The organism is Kribbella solani, from assembly GCF_014205295.1.
GTDB lineage: Bacteria > Actinomycetota > Actinomycetes > Propionibacteriales > Kribbellaceae > Kribbella > Kribbella solani.
This window is the reverse complement of sequence record NZ_JACHNF010000001.1, coordinates 5,457,509-5,470,229: the sequence shown is the minus strand read 5'-3', so window position 1 is coordinate 5,470,229 and position 12,721 is coordinate 5,457,509. Positions and strand designations below refer to the sequence as shown.

Genomic DNA, 12,721 nt, shown 5'->3' with positions numbered 1-12,721 from the left:
GCACCCGCCGAGGCGTCCGGGGTCGCACACATTTCCATTGCGTAGAAGGAGCACAACCCTGATGACCATCATCCACCTTTCGCCGGTCGTTGGCGATGAGCCGACGGCGGCCGAGCTGGCGGCGATCGATCGGGAGATGCCGCTGATCCAGGCCGATATGGAGCTGCAGGCGGCCGAGACGGCGCTCGACTCGGCGGGTCCGGAGTCGCTGGAGCTGGCGCGGCGGCGGGTGCGCCGCGCGGAGCAGCGCGTTCAGAAGATCAGTCGGGAGCTGGCCAACCGCAACCAGGGAACGGAGGTTGTCGCATGACCGCCGCGTTCGCTGCCTACCTGGCGGCTCTGCTGGCTGCTCACACGGTGGGCGATCACTGGATTCAGACCCACACGCAGGCCCTGTGCAAGGGCAAGCCCGGCTGGGCGGGTCGGCTGGCGTGCCTGCGGCACGTCGCCACCTACACCGCGACCACCGCCCTGCTCGGCCTGCTGGTCTGGCAGGTCCTCGACCTGCACCTGTCCTGGCTCGGCTTCCTGGCCGGTCAGGTGCTGTCGGCCACGACGCACTACCTGGCCGATCGGCGGGTGCACCTGGAGCGGTTCGCGCGCTGGCTGGGTAAGGGCGACTTCCTGAAGCTCGGTGTCCCCCGCTCCGGCGTCGACCGCGACGGCCGGCCGTATGACGACAACCCGTCACTCGGGACCGCTGGGTATGCGCTGGATCAGTCGTTCCACCACCTGTGCCTGTTCGTGGCGGCGCTGGTCACGGTGTTGCTGTCCGGGGGTGCGTGATGGGTTTGTTCAAGAAGGACGAGCCGAAGCCCGCGCCGAAGTCCGCCCCGAAGTCCGGGAGTAAGCCGCCCAGCAGCAAGCGGTTTGAGTATCTGCGTCGCTCGTTCGCGGTCACGTCGCGGTACCAGTCGGGTGACCGTGTGCAGAAGGTGCAGGACGGTCGCGGGGACCACTACGTCGTGTTCGACAAGAAGCACAAGGCGCTGCTGGTGACCGACTCGCAGAAGAAGGCCGAGGGCTGGGTCAAGAAGAACCGGAAACCGGGCAGGCTCCTGTGAACGCCCGGCAGCAGGTCACGAGCGAACAGTCAGCGGGCGATCTCGTACGGATCGACTTCGGGTGGTGGAAGGTCGCGGGTTACGACCTGGTCCAGGTCGCTTCGCCGCGTACGGCGCTGGGCACGGCGTGGATCGTGTGGCACGGCGATCACCTCTTGCACACCACCGACACGTTGCCCCATGCGGGCGACTGGGTCACCGGCCAGCTCACCGGAGGTGCGGCGCGATGAGTAGCGAGAAGGAGTTCCGTGAGGACGCGCGCCGCGCGCTCGATCGGCACGTGGACCAGGCCGCGCACTTCACCGGCGGCTACCTGGTGGCGTTCGTGGTGCGGGTCCTGCCGCCCGAACTGCTGGCCGAGCTGGTCGCCGGGCTGAACGCGGCCCGCCCGTTGCGGTGGACCGACACGGGCAGCGGCCCAGGGACGGAGGACCGGCGATGAGCACCACGTCACAGACCAAGCAGACCAAGCCGGGCGCGGTCGAGCGTCTCCACACCGCAGCCGCCGAGGCATCCCAGGTGCGGGCGTTGTCGACGCACCCGGATGTGGTGGCGTTGCGGGTGGAGTCGGTGCGCACGCAGGTGGACCGGTGTATGTGGGTCGGGATCGTGCTCGGGCTGGCGTTCACGATGGTCAACGTCCAGGCCTTCGCCGCCCAAGGCGCCACGGTCGGCTCACTGCCATGGGTCGCGGCCTGGCTGCTGGACCCGATGGTGTCCCTGGTCCTGATCGCGGTGTTGCGGGCGGAGCAGATCACCGCCCGGTACCAGGTCGGTGATCACACGAACTGGATCGGACGGACGAAGAAGTTCGCGTTCGCGGCGACCTACGTGATGAACACCTGGCAGTCCTGGGCGCACATGCACGTAGCGGGGATCGTGCTGCACTCGGTGCCGCCGCTGCTGGTGTTCTGCGCGGCCGAGACCGCGCCGGTGCTGCGGGATCGGCTGACCGAAGCCGTGCTCCGCGCCGAACGCACGGCAGCGATGGCGGTCGCGGTGAAGGGGGCACCTCAGAGCGACACCACTCCCGCGGTTGCTGCGGCGACGGTCGAGATGCCCCCGCCGGCCGACACCGCCGATACCACCGCCAGCGCAGACAGCACTGACAACGCGGGAAGGCCCGCTGAGGCGATCGAGAGCGCCCCAGCGACCAAACCCAAGCCCAAGGTCACCCGGCCGGGCAGGAAGCCCGCCAAGGCCGCTAAGACGGGCCGGAAACTGCTGGCGGACTACGTCGCCGAGGCCCTGGCAGCGGTCGAGCCCGGCATGTCGTCCGACGACATCACGCCTGCGTGGGTGCGGCGTACCACGGGCTGTTCAACCGGGCTGTCAGCCAAGGTGGCCTCCGGTGTCCGGCTGGTGCTGATCGGTAGCGAGAAGCACTCCCAGGACAGCGCTGACGACAGTGCCGACGGCGATGTGAACCAGACCGCTATCCACACGGACGCACCGGGCGAGACCGCCCGCGTGGCGGCCTGACCGAGAGGAGCGAGACTGCATGGACGGCATGGATAACGTGCACAAGCTTCACCCCGACAACGAAGGCAGCGACCGCTCGCAGGACGCCGTGCACGAGTCGGTGCAGGATGTTGCTGAGGGCATCGTTCACGAGTCGGCCGTACGGGTCGATGCCACCGGCGATGTGGTTGACGCTGAGGTGATCGAGGGCGAGATCCTGTCCGATGAGGAGTCGGCCGCGTTGGATGCACGTCTGGCGAACCGGGGCGCGCTGGTGCGGCGTGCGGTGAGCACCAGTCAGGTGGTGGCGCGGGCGTCGAGGACGGTCGCGACGCACGACCGGACCAAGACTGCCGGGAAGGTGGTGTTGCGGGAGGGGTTCACGGTTGTGCAGGGCCTGGAGTCCTGGGCGAAGCGGGCGTGGGATGCGTCCACGCAGGGTGTCTACCGGCGCCAGATCAAGGCCGCCGAAGCGGTCGGCGACCGGGAGGAGTTGAAGGAGTGGACGGACCGGAAGGAGTCCGCGACTGAACGCCGCCACAAGCGGCTGATGGACCTTCCCAAGCTCGCCTGGGGTGTGTTGAAGGTGACCGTCGCCATGATGGTGGGGGTGCCGTTCCTGGTGCTGCTGATCGCGATCCTCACCAAGATGACCGGGCACGGCTCGTTCACCGGTGTGTGGCTGGGGTTCTTCGCGCTGATCGGGTTCCTGATCGCGGCCGGTGCCCTGGTCTGGTCCGGGGTGTCGATCGCGGCCCCGTTCCTGATCGTCCTGGCCGCCTGGCGCGAAGGCAAGCGCCGCGCGGAACCGCCCGCGTGGCTGGTCACCACCGCCGACGCGGAGTGGGACGCAGCGATTGATGAAACCACGATCGCGAAGGCCCTGGAGGCGCTGCGTATCCCGGCGATCACGCAGTACCTGAAAGCCGGGCTGAAGCTCCAGTTCATCACCCCGGCCCGCGTCGACGGGCGCGGTACGCACGCGGTGGTGAGGCTGCCTGCCGGTGTCACGGCCGAGAAGATCGCGCGGCGTCGTGGCGACCTGGCGACTGGTCTGCATCGGGCGGCGAAGGAGGTGTGGCCGAGCACGGGCGCGGAGGCCGGGATCTTGGATGTGTGGATCGCGGACAAGGGCGCCTTGGCTGAGGGCGCGGGTGAGTACCCGCTAATCGCTGGTGGGCTGGTGGACGTGTTCAAGGGCGTCCCTGCCGGCAAGACCCTCAGGGGTGACGCGCTGCTGGCGCCGGTGATGGAGCGGAACACGATCACGGGCGGGATGCCGGGTCAGGGCAAGTCGAGCGCGGCGCGGGCGATCATGGCCGGGTGTGCCCTGGACCCGACGGCGGAGTTGCGGATCTGGGTGCCGGATATGAACTTCGATTTCGAGGTGTTCAAGCCGCGCTGCTCCAGCTATGTGATGGGTGCGGATGACGATTCCATGAAAGCGATCCGTGACCAGCTCGTGAGCGTTCATGAAGAGGTCCAGGCACGCGGTGAACTGCTCCTCAAGTACGAGGTCCCGGCGGTCACTCGTGAACTCGCCTCTGCCGGGGTCGGGATGCACCCGCTGATCTGTCTGCTGGAAGAAGCACACGTCGCCACCCAGCACGACACCTACGGCAAAGAGATCTCCCAGCTCCTGGTCGACATCGTGAAACTCGGCCGCAAACGCGGTATCCACATGGTCGTCTCGACCCAGGCGCCGACGAAGGACTCGATGCCGCGTGACGTGACCCGGAACTGTTCGAACGGGATCGCGTTCGCTGTCGGGGACCACGTCGCCAACGACGCGCTACTCGGCCAAGGTGCCTACGCGGCCGGCCACCGCGCGACCGAGCTGATCCCCGGCACCGACAAGGGCACCGCGCTGGTCAAGGGCTTCACCGGCGAACGGTCGGAGATGCTGCAGTGGTACTACCTCGACGTCGCCAAAGGCCACGACCAAGTCACCCCGCTCATCAAGCGGTCCCTGGACGCCATCGCCAAACTCGGCAAGACGATCCCCGACTCGCGGCCGGTCGAGATCGAGACACGGGACCTGCTGACCGATCTCGATCAGGTCCTGGGTGACGAGGTCCGGCCGATCGCGGACGTCCCGGCGCTGCTGCGCGAGCACGCCCCAACCTGGACGCCGTACAAGAGCCTGACCGGCAAGGCACTGCGGGAGCTGCTGGAACGCGAGCACAGCATCAAGGTCCCGTCGACCGGGAACCGCTACCCCCTCGACCCAGTCACTATCCGTGACGCGATCGTACGGCGAGACCAAGGCATCACCGCCGACCTCGCCGACTCTGACGGCAGCGGACACGCCGGAGAGCTGGCGAGTTAGCCCGACCACCCGAGGGCTGGAAACACCCGAATCAGGCGCCGACCAGGCGGTTTCCGGCCCCCGGTTAACTCGGCTCACTCGCTAACTTTCCCCAGGTCATGACCACATTAGCCCCGCGGGACGGACCGAGTTAGGAACCTAACCCGATCACCGGCAGCTAACCACCCCACCTCACTACCTCAGGCAGCCCGACCCATGGTCACTGCCTCGACCCGTCACACCCTCGCTCAGCTACACACAGTGATCTATTCGGAGGAGAACCGTCGTGAGTAAGGAACTCCCGATGTGCCCGTGCTGCAGCTTCCGCGCGGCCAACCACGCCCGCCCGCACTGCCACCTGTGCATCAAACACCCCGAAGCCAACCCCCGCCTCAAGCCCAACAAGACCGGCAAGCCGGGCAAGGCCAAGCCCGCCAGCCGCAACCGCATCTGGTGACCGCCGTACCCGAAGGAGCCGCGCAGATGACCAGCCCGTTTCCGTCCCCGATCCCCACCCTCACGCTGCCGAACCTGCCCAGCGGTCCCCTGACCACCATCGGACTGACTCTCGCGGGACTCGCGCTCGGAGTCCTGATCCTGGCCGCCTACCTGTGGACCTGCCGGTTCTGGCCGTACGCGAACTGCCCCCGCTGCGAGGGCACGGGCAAGTCCCGCTCCCCGGGCGGCAAGACCTTCCGCAACTGCCCCCGCTGCCAAGGCACCGGCCGACGCGAACGACTCGGCCGACGCCTCCTCCGCAAAGGCGACCACTGATGCCCGCCACGCTGCAAGGCCTCAGCGTGCACCCCGCCAAATCCTGCTGGATCGAACTCTGGAACGGCCGGCAAGCACTCGGTTGGGACTACCACGGCACGCCGGTGTTCCGGTTCCGGTGGGCGCCCGCAGGACTGGCCACCCGCCGGCAGCTCCGCGCGATGCGCATGTCGCCGGGCGGGCAGGAGCCGTACGCGCTACTCGTCTGGCGGAACGGGAAGCGGTGGGCCTGGCTGTACCGGCTTGACCTTGCCCGACCGTCGCGCACACCGACTCCCGCCGTGCTGAACGCACTGGACAAGGCGATGGCGGCGCGCCGGACCTGCGGACAGTGCCGCACCGAACAGGGCTACTGCATCCCCACCTCAGACGGCCGCTGCAACGACTGCATGGCCGTCGCCAGCTACTCCGCTGCTGCCTGACCCCCGCGAAACGCCTGCACCCAGACAGGAGATCTCCGATGAACGTCCCACTGGCGGCCGCGCTTGCGGCGAGCGAGCGTGGCTGGCACGTGTTCCCGCTGCAACCTGGCAGCAAGCACCCCGCAGTGAAGGACTGGGAGAAGCGCGCCACCACGAACACGGGCAGGATTGAACGGTGCTGGTCGACCCGTCCCTACGGCGTCGGCATCGCCTGCGGCCCGTCCGGCCTGGTGGTGCTTGACCTGGACAGGGCCAAGCCGGGGCAGGAAGCACCTGAGGCATGGCGGCTACCGGGCATCACGTGCGGTGCGGATGTACTCGCATCCCTTGCAGACAAGGCCGGACAGCTCTACCCGCTGACCACTCACACCGTCTGTACCGGCCAAGCGGGCGAACATCTGTACTTCACCGCACCGGTTGGGACCATGCTGCGCAACACCCAAGGCCGGTTGGGATGGCTTGTCGACACCCGGGCACACGGCGGGTACGTCGTCGGTGCAGGCTCGTCGGTCGCTGGAGGCCTCTACACCACCGTCCACGATGCACAAGCCCTGCAGCTTCCCCAGTGGCTCCTGGAGGCGCTCACGCCCGCGCCTCAGCCCCTGCAGCAGGAGTTGCCGGTGCACCTGCCCATCGCCCGCCGATCCGGGTACCTCGCGGCCGCGATCCGCGCCGAGACCCAGCGGGTCATGACCGCTGTCGAAGGTCAGCGCAACCACATTCTCTACACCGCCGCCATCGCATTGGGTCAGCTCGTTGCCGGTGGCTCCCTCACCGAAACGGAGGTGCGAACCGTCCTCACCGACGCAGCAGCGGCACAGGTTGCGGCCGGCGCCTACACGGCGTGGGAAGCCGACAAGACGATCTCGTCCGGGCTGCGGGCTGGGGCGAAGCGCCCGCGTCAGGTGGCGGCATGATCGAGCCCGCGTGGGAGCCCGATCCGGACGAGACCTACCGGATGGCTGAGGTGATCTACCCCGACTGGCTACCGCCACTCGAAGAACGAGCCGATCCCGAACCGGCCCGGCCGGTAAAGGCCGATCCGTTCGCGAACGCCTGGACCGCCGACCGACTGATGGCCGAAGAGTTCCCGCCGCCACGCTGGGCTGTGCCCGGTCTCATCCCCGAAGGGTTGTCGCTACTGGCCGGGGCACCCAAGGCAGGCAAGTCGTGGCTGGCGCTCTGTCTCGCGCTCGGGATCGCCGCCGGAGGCAAGGTGCTCGGCGAGGTGGCCGTTGATCCCGGCGACGTGCTCTACCTCGCGTTGGAAGACACCCCGCGACGGCTGCAAAGCCGTATGGGCAAGATCCTGGGCGACACCCCGGCACCGGCCGGGCTGACGCTGCTGACCGAGTTCCCGACCCTGCCCGACGGCGGCGCCGACGCCATCCGTGGATGGCTCGACACCCGGCCGAACGGGCGCCTGGTCGTGATCGACGTGTTCGCCAAGGTGCGCGGTGAGACTCCGTCCGGCATGTCGCCGTACGACGCCGACTACCTCGCAATGGGCCGCGCCAAGAGCATCGCGGACAACTACGGGATCGCGGTCGTGCTCGTGCACCACCTGCGCAAGATGGCCGCCGACGACTTCACCGCCGAACTGTCCGGCACCAACGGAATCGTCGGCGCCGCCGACACCATCATGGCGCTCAAACGACCACGCGGCGAAGCAGACGGCGTACTCCACATCACTGGCCGCGACGTGGACGAAGCCGAACGCGCCATGCGGTTCGACGCCAGCACCGGCACGTGGGAGCTGCTGGCCGGCGCGGCGATCGACCACACCTTGCACAGCACCCGCGCCGCGATCCTTACGTACCTCCGACAGTCGCCTGGGGCCACGCCCAAGGCCATTTCCGACGCGCTCGGACACGACCGCGAAACCATCCGCAGAACCTGCGGACGAATGGCCGACGACGGCCAACTACACCGCCGCGACGGAGGCCGCTACTACCCACCCGACACCAGCGCTGTCCCAGGTGTCCCAGAGTCCCAGACCCACCTCTGACCTGCACAAACACCTGGGACACCCGCATGGCCGAACTGTCCCAGATGTCCCACACCACCCGTTGGACCGAAGGAGATCCCTCCCCAATGAGCACCGCGACTACTGCCATCAGCAGCCGTGAGCGACTGACGGTTGCTGAAGTGTGCGCCGACCTGGGCGTATCTCGCTCCACCTTCTACGAGTGGCGGGTGAAGCGGATCGGACCCCGCTGCATCAAGCTCCCCAACGGGGAGATCCGGGTACGCCGAATCGAGCTTGAGCGATGGCTTGACAGCCGGGAGGAGGCAGCCTGATGGAGACCACTTTCGATGTGCGGATCTTCGACAAGTTCCAGATCTACAAGCGTGTCAACGGAAAGGAGACCTACCGGGTTCGGTGGTCGGTTGCCGGTGAGGTACACGGCCTTTCCTTCACGAACATCACTCTGGCCAAGGGCGAGCAGAACAAGCTCTACGCGGCGGTCGGGCGCGGTGAGGCGTTCTACGTGGACACTGGGCGGCCGATCTCTGAGGCTCGCGCAGCAATCATCAAGATGACCTTCTACGAATTCGCGTGTGAGTACGTAGACATGAAGTGGCCGAAAGCGGCTGCCAACAGCAGGCGCAGTATTGCTGACGCGCTCGTCGCCGTGACGCCGGTGATGCTCAAGGGGAGTAAGGCCGGCGCGGAGGCAAAGGCGCTACGGAGCGCACTGCACAAATGGGCCTTCAATACGGCTCACCGGGACGCTGCTCCGGATGATGTGAAGGAGCTGCTGAAGTGGGCCGCGCGTAGCAGCAAGCCCTTGGCTGATCTCGCACGGAAAGACACAATCCGAACGGCAATGGATGCGGTGGGCAACAAGCTCGACGGCACGGCAGCATCGCACACCTACACGGGCCGCCGACGCGCGGTGCTGTGGAACCTGTGTGAGTACGCAATCGAACAGGGCTATCTCGTGAAGAATCCGATGACGACGGTCAAGAAGGCGGCGCGGCCCACGCATACGTCCGACGTAGTTGACCCAGCGACTGTGCCGAATCCGGAGCAAGCCGAAGAGTTGATCGAGGCGGTTGGGAGACTGCCAGGTGCTGGGCCGATGCTGAAGACCTTCTTCGGGAGCATGTACTACTCCGCGCTGCGTCCGGGAGAGGCAGTGGACCTGTGCGAGCCGAATCTCCACATTCCAGAAGAAGGCCGGGGCAAGCTGTACCTAACTGAGTCGAACCCGTTCGCAGGTAGCGCATGGACGGACAGCGGTGACTCGCGCGATCGGCGGCAGTTGAAGCACCGGGAGAAAGGCACTGGTCGCTGGGCGCCCTGTCCGTCGAAGCAAACCGCCTTGTTTCATTGGCATCTGGCCGAGTTCGGCGTCGACGAGTTCGGCCGGCTGTTCCGAGGGGGGAGCGGTGGTGCTGTCCCCGGGAAGACCTACCAAGATGTGTGGCGTCGGGCGCGCATCCTCGTATTTGGTGAGAAGTTCGCGCTGGCCTCGAACCTCGCGAAGCGTCCCTACGATCTCCGGCATGCGGCGGTATCAACGTGGCTGGCGAGCGGGGTGGACCCACAGCGGGTCTCCGAGTGGGCTGGTCAGTCCCTGGAGGTGCTGATGCGGATCTACGCGAAGTGTCTGGACGGGATGGAGGAGCAGGCGCTGGACCGAATAGAGGTGATCCTTAGAGGGTGACGCATGCTCCGTCCCGAACCCGCCCACTGCCTTGGTAGCAGCGGGCGGGTTCGGCGTTCCTAGGCCCCTACGGCAAATCTGTGTCAAAGTGCCCGCCGGCGCGGACCCGGGAAGATGCTCCCATGCAGGTCAGAGCCACATTCGGGCTTGCGACAGGCCTCGGTCTTGAAAACCGGTATGGCGGGTGACCGTCATCGTGGGTTCGAATCCCACGCCCTCCGCTCAGATCAGGTGCTGGCGTGGGTCAAGAAGGCCTTGGCGAGCGGTGGAATGGTTTCGGTTCGCCAAGTGAGGGCGTAGTCGAACGGTGCGGTGTCCCCGAGGGGGACGCAGGTTAGGCCGGGGCGGGGGTACAGGCGGTCGGTTTGGGCGCCGACCACGGCTACCCCTTGGCCGGAGACCACGTACGCCAGGACTTCCTGGAAGCCGGCCAGGCTGGTGGTTCGTACGGACTCGGCAGGTGCCGGTAGGTGATGGTCGATCCAGTAGCGGGGAAGGTTCTGGGCGAACAGGAACGGCTCATCGCCCAGGTCGGCGGCCGTGATCGAGTCCAGCTGGGCGAGCCGGTGTCCAGTCGGAACAGCCAGTGCTGCCGCCTCGGACAGCAGTGTGGGTCCGGTGGTGAGATCTGGTTCGGCGACGGGCAGTGGGAGTACGCACAGGTCGACCTCAGCCCGGCGCAGTGGTCCGTACAGGTCGGCGAGGGTGGTCTCCTGGATGCTGACCGAGACGTCGGGGGTCTGGGCGCGGAAGCTGTCGACCAGTGCGAGCAGGGGGCCGGTCACAGCGGCTGACATGTAGCCCAGCCGCAAGTCCCCGATCAGTCCATGACCAGCGGCAACGGCACGCGCGATCGCGGCCTGGACCTGCCCGTACGCGGGCGCCAAGTCTGCGAGGAACTGACTGCCCAATGGCGTCAGGTCCACCCGCCGGGTGGTTCTGGTGAACAGCGGGGCACCGAGCCGGCGCTCCACACGCTTGAGCGACTGGCTGACCGCGGCCGGTGTCAACCGGAGTCGCTCGGCGGTGCGGGCGAAGTGAAGCTCCTCGGCCAGCGCGAGGAACACCTCGATGTCCTGTCGCTCCATACCGGCATTATTCAGTCCCGCTTGTCAATCGCGCGGATTCGCTCGTTGATCCGCGGTCGTCGGCCAGCCAGGATCGTTGTGACAGCGCCCTCACGGCACCGACAAGGAACACCTGGAGTATTGATGGCCTCGCTTCCGGATACCGAACCACAGACTGCCGCCGGGAAGGTGCTCTGGCACTTCTCGATGTCGCTGGACGGGTTCGTCGCCGGTCCGAACCACGAAATGGGCTGGCTGGCGGGTGTGACCGCCTCCCGGCCCGACCTGATCCAGGAGTACGTCGAGACGACCGGCGCCGTACTCGGTGGCCGCGACGGCTTCGATGCCTACCCGGACGCCGGCACCACGTACGGCGGCGCCTGGGAAGGGCAGGTGTTCATCCTCACCCATCACCCGGAGGACGCCCCGCCGACCCCGGACACCACGTTCCTCAACTGCGATGTGGCCGAGGCGGTCCGGATCGGGCTAGCGGCGGCCGGCGGCAAGAACCTTGAGATCCTGTCCGCCTCGATCGGCCGGCAGCTGCTCGAGCGCGGGCTGATCGACGAGATCGACCTGCACATCGTTCCGGTGCTGCTCGGTGACGGGGTCCGCCTGTTCGACAACCCCGGTGGGTCCCCGGTCCGGCTCGAATTGCTCAACGGCGATGACCCCTCGGTAGAGATCAATGTCCGCTACCGTCCAGTACGTCCGGCTTGACCTGTCGGAATCGGGTTCTGCCGTTCGTTGCAGGGGTGAGTGGCGGCTGACGGCGGCTGCCGGGACTAGGAGCGGCGTGATGGCGCGGTACATGATTTCGTTCGACCGAGGCGCGATGGACCACATCTCCGAGGCGGAGATCCCGGAGGTGGGACGGGCGGCGCACGCGGTGATTCAGGAGGCCATGGACGCCGGTGTCTTCGTCTTCGGGGGCGGGTTCAGTTACGACGACGGGGACGTCCAGCCGGCCGTGGTGGCTGTCGACGGGATGGTGACGGACGGGCCGTACCCGGAGAGCAAGGAGCTGATCGGCGGTGTGACCATCGTCGACGTGCCGACGCGGGAAGAAGCGCTGAAGTGGGCCGAGAAGGTGGCGGTTGCCTGCCGGTGCGCGCAGGACGTGCGCAGGTTCATGGACGACCCTGAGATGTGACCGCCTGGGCCGCGGGGCGCGTTCGAGGGCTCCGCGGCAGGCCGCACTCAGCCCGCCAGCGTGTCGAGGTCGCGGGTGATGAAGCGGTGGTGCTCCCACTCCTCACCGAGGATCACGTGCAGGCAGGAGCGGACCGTCACGGCGTTCGCTGGGGACCACGGGTCCGTCCGAGGTTCGTCGAGCAGCTCTGGGGTGACGGCCGCGAGGTAGTCGCGCACCATGCCGACCCGGTCCGCGCGGGCCTCAAGCACCTCGGCGTACGTCGGGGGCTCCGCGGCGAAGCTGGACTTGTCCAGGCTGGTGCTGTCGTGCGGCAGCCCGAACCGGTGCAACGGCTGCTCGAGCTGGAGAACCGCACGGCCCAGCCAGATGTCGGTGGCGTGCACCAGGTGCCGCTGCGTCTGCGCGAACGACCACTCGCCGCCTACCGACGCGTCGACCGTTCCCTCCGGCATGCCGGCGACCCGGTCGGCCAGCGCTGACCAGGTCCGTTCGATCGCGGCCCAGGCCGTACGCAACCCGTCCGGATCCGGCGCGAACCGGTCCGCCCGGCCGGGGAACAGCCGGTTGAGCTCGGCGTCGACGTACGGCGCCACCTCGATGCCGTTGATCTTCAGACTGGCCCCGACCTCGCCCAGCCAGGGTGAGTCGATGTCGCCTGCCTGGATGTCGATGCCGCGCATCACCACGCCGGACAGATCGCACTCGAGGAACCGTGCGCCGTGCAGGTTCACCTCGAAGAACTCCGCGCCCTTCAGATCGTCGGACCGACCGAACTTCGCCATCACGCACTCCTAG

At 67.4% G+C, this 12,721-nt stretch carries 18 protein-coding genes and 1 tRNA gene; 17 read left to right on the top strand and 2 right to left on the bottom strand.

What is annotated here, in order from left to right; translation table 11 throughout:
- The first annotated feature begins 61 nt into the window (after positions 1-61).
- The 15 genes from HDA44_RS25120 (at position 62) to HDA44_RS25050 (ending at position 9,921) form a co-directional block, all read left to right on the top strand.
- Positions 62-310, top strand: coding sequence for a DUF6284 family protein (locus tag HDA44_RS25120; protein ID WP_184838439.1), 249 nt, complete (start codon positions 62-64; stop codon positions 308-310).
- Positions 307-786 carry a DUF3307 domain-containing protein gene (locus HDA44_RS25115; protein ID WP_184838436.1) on the top strand — a complete coding sequence of 160 codons (480 nt, stop codon included), beginning with the start codon at positions 307-309 and terminating at the stop codon, positions 784-786. The genes HDA44_RS25120 and HDA44_RS25115 overlap by 4 nt, the downstream gene beginning before the upstream one ends.
- Positions 786-1,064, top strand: coding sequence for a hypothetical protein (locus HDA44_RS25110; protein WP_184838434.1), 279 nt, complete (start codon positions 786-788; stop codon positions 1,062-1,064). The genes HDA44_RS25115 and HDA44_RS25110 overlap by 1 nt, the downstream gene beginning before the upstream one ends.
- The gene (locus tag HDA44_RS25105; protein WP_184838431.1) at positions 1,061-1,294 is read left to right on the top strand and encodes a hypothetical protein; all 234 of its coding nucleotides are present in this window, start codon (positions 1,061-1,063) and stop codon (positions 1,292-1,294) included. The genes HDA44_RS25110 and HDA44_RS25105 overlap by 4 nt, the downstream gene beginning before the upstream one ends.
- Complete coding sequence (locus HDA44_RS25100) at positions 1,291-1,506, top strand: hypothetical protein (protein WP_184838429.1); 216 nt, start codon at positions 1,291-1,293, stop codon at positions 1,504-1,506. Before HDA44_RS25105 ends, HDA44_RS25100 begins: the two co-directional genes overlap by 4 nt.
- Positions 1,503-2,546: a hypothetical protein gene (locus tag HDA44_RS25095; protein ID WP_184838427.1), complete on the top strand. Its 1,044-nt coding sequence runs from the start codon at positions 1,503-1,505 to the stop codon at positions 2,544-2,546. Before HDA44_RS25100 ends, HDA44_RS25095 begins: the two co-directional genes overlap by 4 nt.
- 19 nt (positions 2,547-2,565) lie before the next feature.
- Positions 2,566-4,854 carry an ATP-binding protein gene (locus HDA44_RS25090; RefSeq protein WP_238352543.1) on the top strand — a complete coding sequence of 763 codons (2,289 nt, stop codon included), beginning with the start codon at positions 2,566-2,568 and terminating at the stop codon, positions 4,852-4,854.
- Positions 4,855-5,119: 265 nt separating this feature from the next.
- Positions 5,120-5,290 carry a hypothetical protein gene (locus tag HDA44_RS25085; protein WP_184838425.1) on the top strand — a complete coding sequence of 57 codons (171 nt, stop codon included), beginning with the start codon at positions 5,120-5,122 and terminating at the stop codon, positions 5,288-5,290.
- 26 nt (positions 5,291-5,316) lie between these two features.
- Positions 5,317-5,607, top strand: a complete 291-nt coding sequence (locus HDA44_RS25080; RefSeq protein ID WP_202887552.1) for a hypothetical protein — start codon at positions 5,317-5,319, stop codon at positions 5,605-5,607.
- Positions 5,607-6,029, top strand: coding sequence for an RRQRL motif-containing zinc-binding protein (locus tag HDA44_RS25075; protein ID WP_184838423.1), 423 nt, complete (start codon positions 5,607-5,609; stop codon positions 6,027-6,029). Before HDA44_RS25080 ends, HDA44_RS25075 begins: the two co-directional genes overlap by 1 nt.
- Positions 6,030-6,067: 38 nt before the next feature.
- Complete coding sequence (locus HDA44_RS25070; protein ID WP_184838421.1) at positions 6,068-6,946, top strand: bifunctional DNA primase/polymerase; 879 nt, start codon at positions 6,068-6,070, stop codon at positions 6,944-6,946.
- Positions 6,943-8,037, top strand: coding sequence for an AAA family ATPase (locus HDA44_RS25065; protein ID WP_202887551.1), 1,095 nt, complete (start codon positions 6,943-6,945; stop codon positions 8,035-8,037). Before HDA44_RS25070 ends, HDA44_RS25065 begins: the two co-directional genes overlap by 4 nt.
- An 86-nt stretch (positions 8,038-8,123) precedes the next feature.
- Complete coding sequence (locus HDA44_RS25060; protein WP_184838419.1) at positions 8,124-8,330, top strand: helix-turn-helix transcriptional regulator; 207 nt, start codon at positions 8,124-8,126, stop codon at positions 8,328-8,330.
- The gene (locus HDA44_RS25055; protein ID WP_184838417.1) at positions 8,330-9,703 is read left to right on the top strand and encodes a tyrosine-type recombinase/integrase; all 1,374 of its coding nucleotides are present in this window, start codon (positions 8,330-8,332) and stop codon (positions 9,701-9,703) included. The genes HDA44_RS25060 and HDA44_RS25055 overlap by 1 nt, the downstream gene beginning before the upstream one ends.
- A gap of 133 nt (positions 9,704-9,836) precedes the next feature.
- Positions 9,837-9,921: transfer RNA gene (locus HDA44_RS25050), tRNA-Ser, on the top strand.
- 9 nt (positions 9,922-9,930) lie between these two features.
- On the opposite strand, the gene HDA44_RS25045 is transcribed toward HDA44_RS25050, so the two are convergent.
- Complete coding sequence (locus HDA44_RS25045; protein ID WP_184838415.1) at positions 9,931-10,791, bottom strand: LysR family transcriptional regulator; 861 nt, start codon at positions 10,789-10,791, stop codon at positions 9,931-9,933.
- Between the two features lie 123 nt (positions 10,792-10,914).
- Between HDA44_RS25045 and HDA44_RS25040 the strand changes: the two genes are divergently transcribed.
- Both HDA44_RS25040 and HDA44_RS25035 read left to right on the top strand, forming a co-directional pair.
- Entirely contained in the window at positions 10,915-11,490 is a 576-nt protein-coding gene (locus HDA44_RS25040; protein ID WP_184838412.1) for a dihydrofolate reductase family protein, read from the top strand.
- Positions 11,491-11,569: 79 nt separating this feature from the next.
- The gene (locus HDA44_RS25035) at positions 11,570-11,923 is read left to right on the top strand and encodes a YciI family protein (RefSeq protein ID WP_184838410.1); all 354 of its coding nucleotides are present in this window, start codon (positions 11,570-11,572) and stop codon (positions 11,921-11,923) included.
- 47 nt (positions 11,924-11,970) lie between these two features.
- On the opposite strand, the gene HDA44_RS25030 is transcribed toward HDA44_RS25035, so the two are convergent.
- Positions 11,971-12,708: a DinB family protein gene (locus tag HDA44_RS25030; protein ID WP_184838408.1), complete on the bottom strand. Its 738-nt coding sequence runs from the start codon at positions 12,706-12,708 to the stop codon at positions 11,971-11,973.
- Positions 12,709-12,721 lie beyond the last annotated feature (13 nt).

What these genes read in the sequence shown, in the direction of transcription:
- HDA44_RS25120 (WP_184838439.1), top strand. Translation starts at nt 62, where the DNA reads ATGACCATCATCCACCTTTCGCCGGTCGTTGGCGATGAGCCGACGGCG.
- HDA44_RS25115 (WP_184838436.1), top strand. Translation starts at nt 307, where the DNA reads ATGACCGCCGCGTTCGCTGCCTACCTGGCGGCTCTGCTGGCTGCTCAC.
- HDA44_RS25110 (WP_184838434.1), top strand. Translation starts at nt 786, where the DNA reads ATGGGTTTGTTCAAGAAGGACGAGCCGAAGCCCGCGCCGAAGTCCGCC.
- HDA44_RS25100 (WP_184838429.1), top strand. Translation starts at nt 1,291, where the DNA reads ATGAGTAGCGAGAAGGAGTTCCGTGAGGACGCGCGCCGCGCGCTCGAT.
- HDA44_RS25095 (WP_184838427.1), top strand. Translation starts at nt 1,503, where the DNA reads ATGAGCACCACGTCACAGACCAAGCAGACCAAGCCGGGCGCGGTCGAG.
- HDA44_RS25090 (WP_238352543.1), top strand. Translation starts at nt 2,566, where the DNA reads ATGGACGGCATGGATAACGTGCACAAGCTTCACCCCGACAACGAAGGC.
- HDA44_RS25080 (WP_202887552.1), top strand. Translation starts at nt 5,317, where the DNA reads ATGACCAGCCCGTTTCCGTCCCCGATCCCCACCCTCACGCTGCCGAAC.
- HDA44_RS25075 (WP_184838423.1), top strand. Translation starts at nt 5,607, where the DNA reads ATGCCCGCCACGCTGCAAGGCCTCAGCGTGCACCCCGCCAAATCCTGC.
- HDA44_RS25070 (WP_184838421.1), top strand. Translation starts at nt 6,068, where the DNA reads ATGAACGTCCCACTGGCGGCCGCGCTTGCGGCGAGCGAGCGTGGCTGG.
- HDA44_RS25065 (WP_202887551.1), top strand. Translation starts at nt 6,943, where the DNA reads ATGATCGAGCCCGCGTGGGAGCCCGATCCGGACGAGACCTACCGGATG.
- HDA44_RS25060 (WP_184838419.1), top strand. Translation starts at nt 8,124, where the DNA reads ATGAGCACCGCGACTACTGCCATCAGCAGCCGTGAGCGACTGACGGTT.
- HDA44_RS25055 (WP_184838417.1), top strand. Translation starts at nt 8,330, where the DNA reads ATGGAGACCACTTTCGATGTGCGGATCTTCGACAAGTTCCAGATCTAC.
- HDA44_RS25045 (WP_184838415.1), bottom strand. Translation starts at nt 10,791, where the DNA reads ATGGAGCGACAGGACATCGAGGTGTTCCTCGCGCTGGCCGAGGAGCTT.
- HDA44_RS25040 (WP_184838412.1), top strand. Translation starts at nt 10,915, where the DNA reads ATGGCCTCGCTTCCGGATACCGAACCACAGACTGCCGCCGGGAAGGTG.
- HDA44_RS25035 (WP_184838410.1), top strand. Translation starts at nt 11,570, where the DNA reads ATGGCGCGGTACATGATTTCGTTCGACCGAGGCGCGATGGACCACATC.
- HDA44_RS25030 (WP_184838408.1), bottom strand. Translation starts at nt 12,708, where the DNA reads ATGGCGAAGTTCGGTCGGTCCGACGATCTGAAGGGCGCGGAGTTCTTC.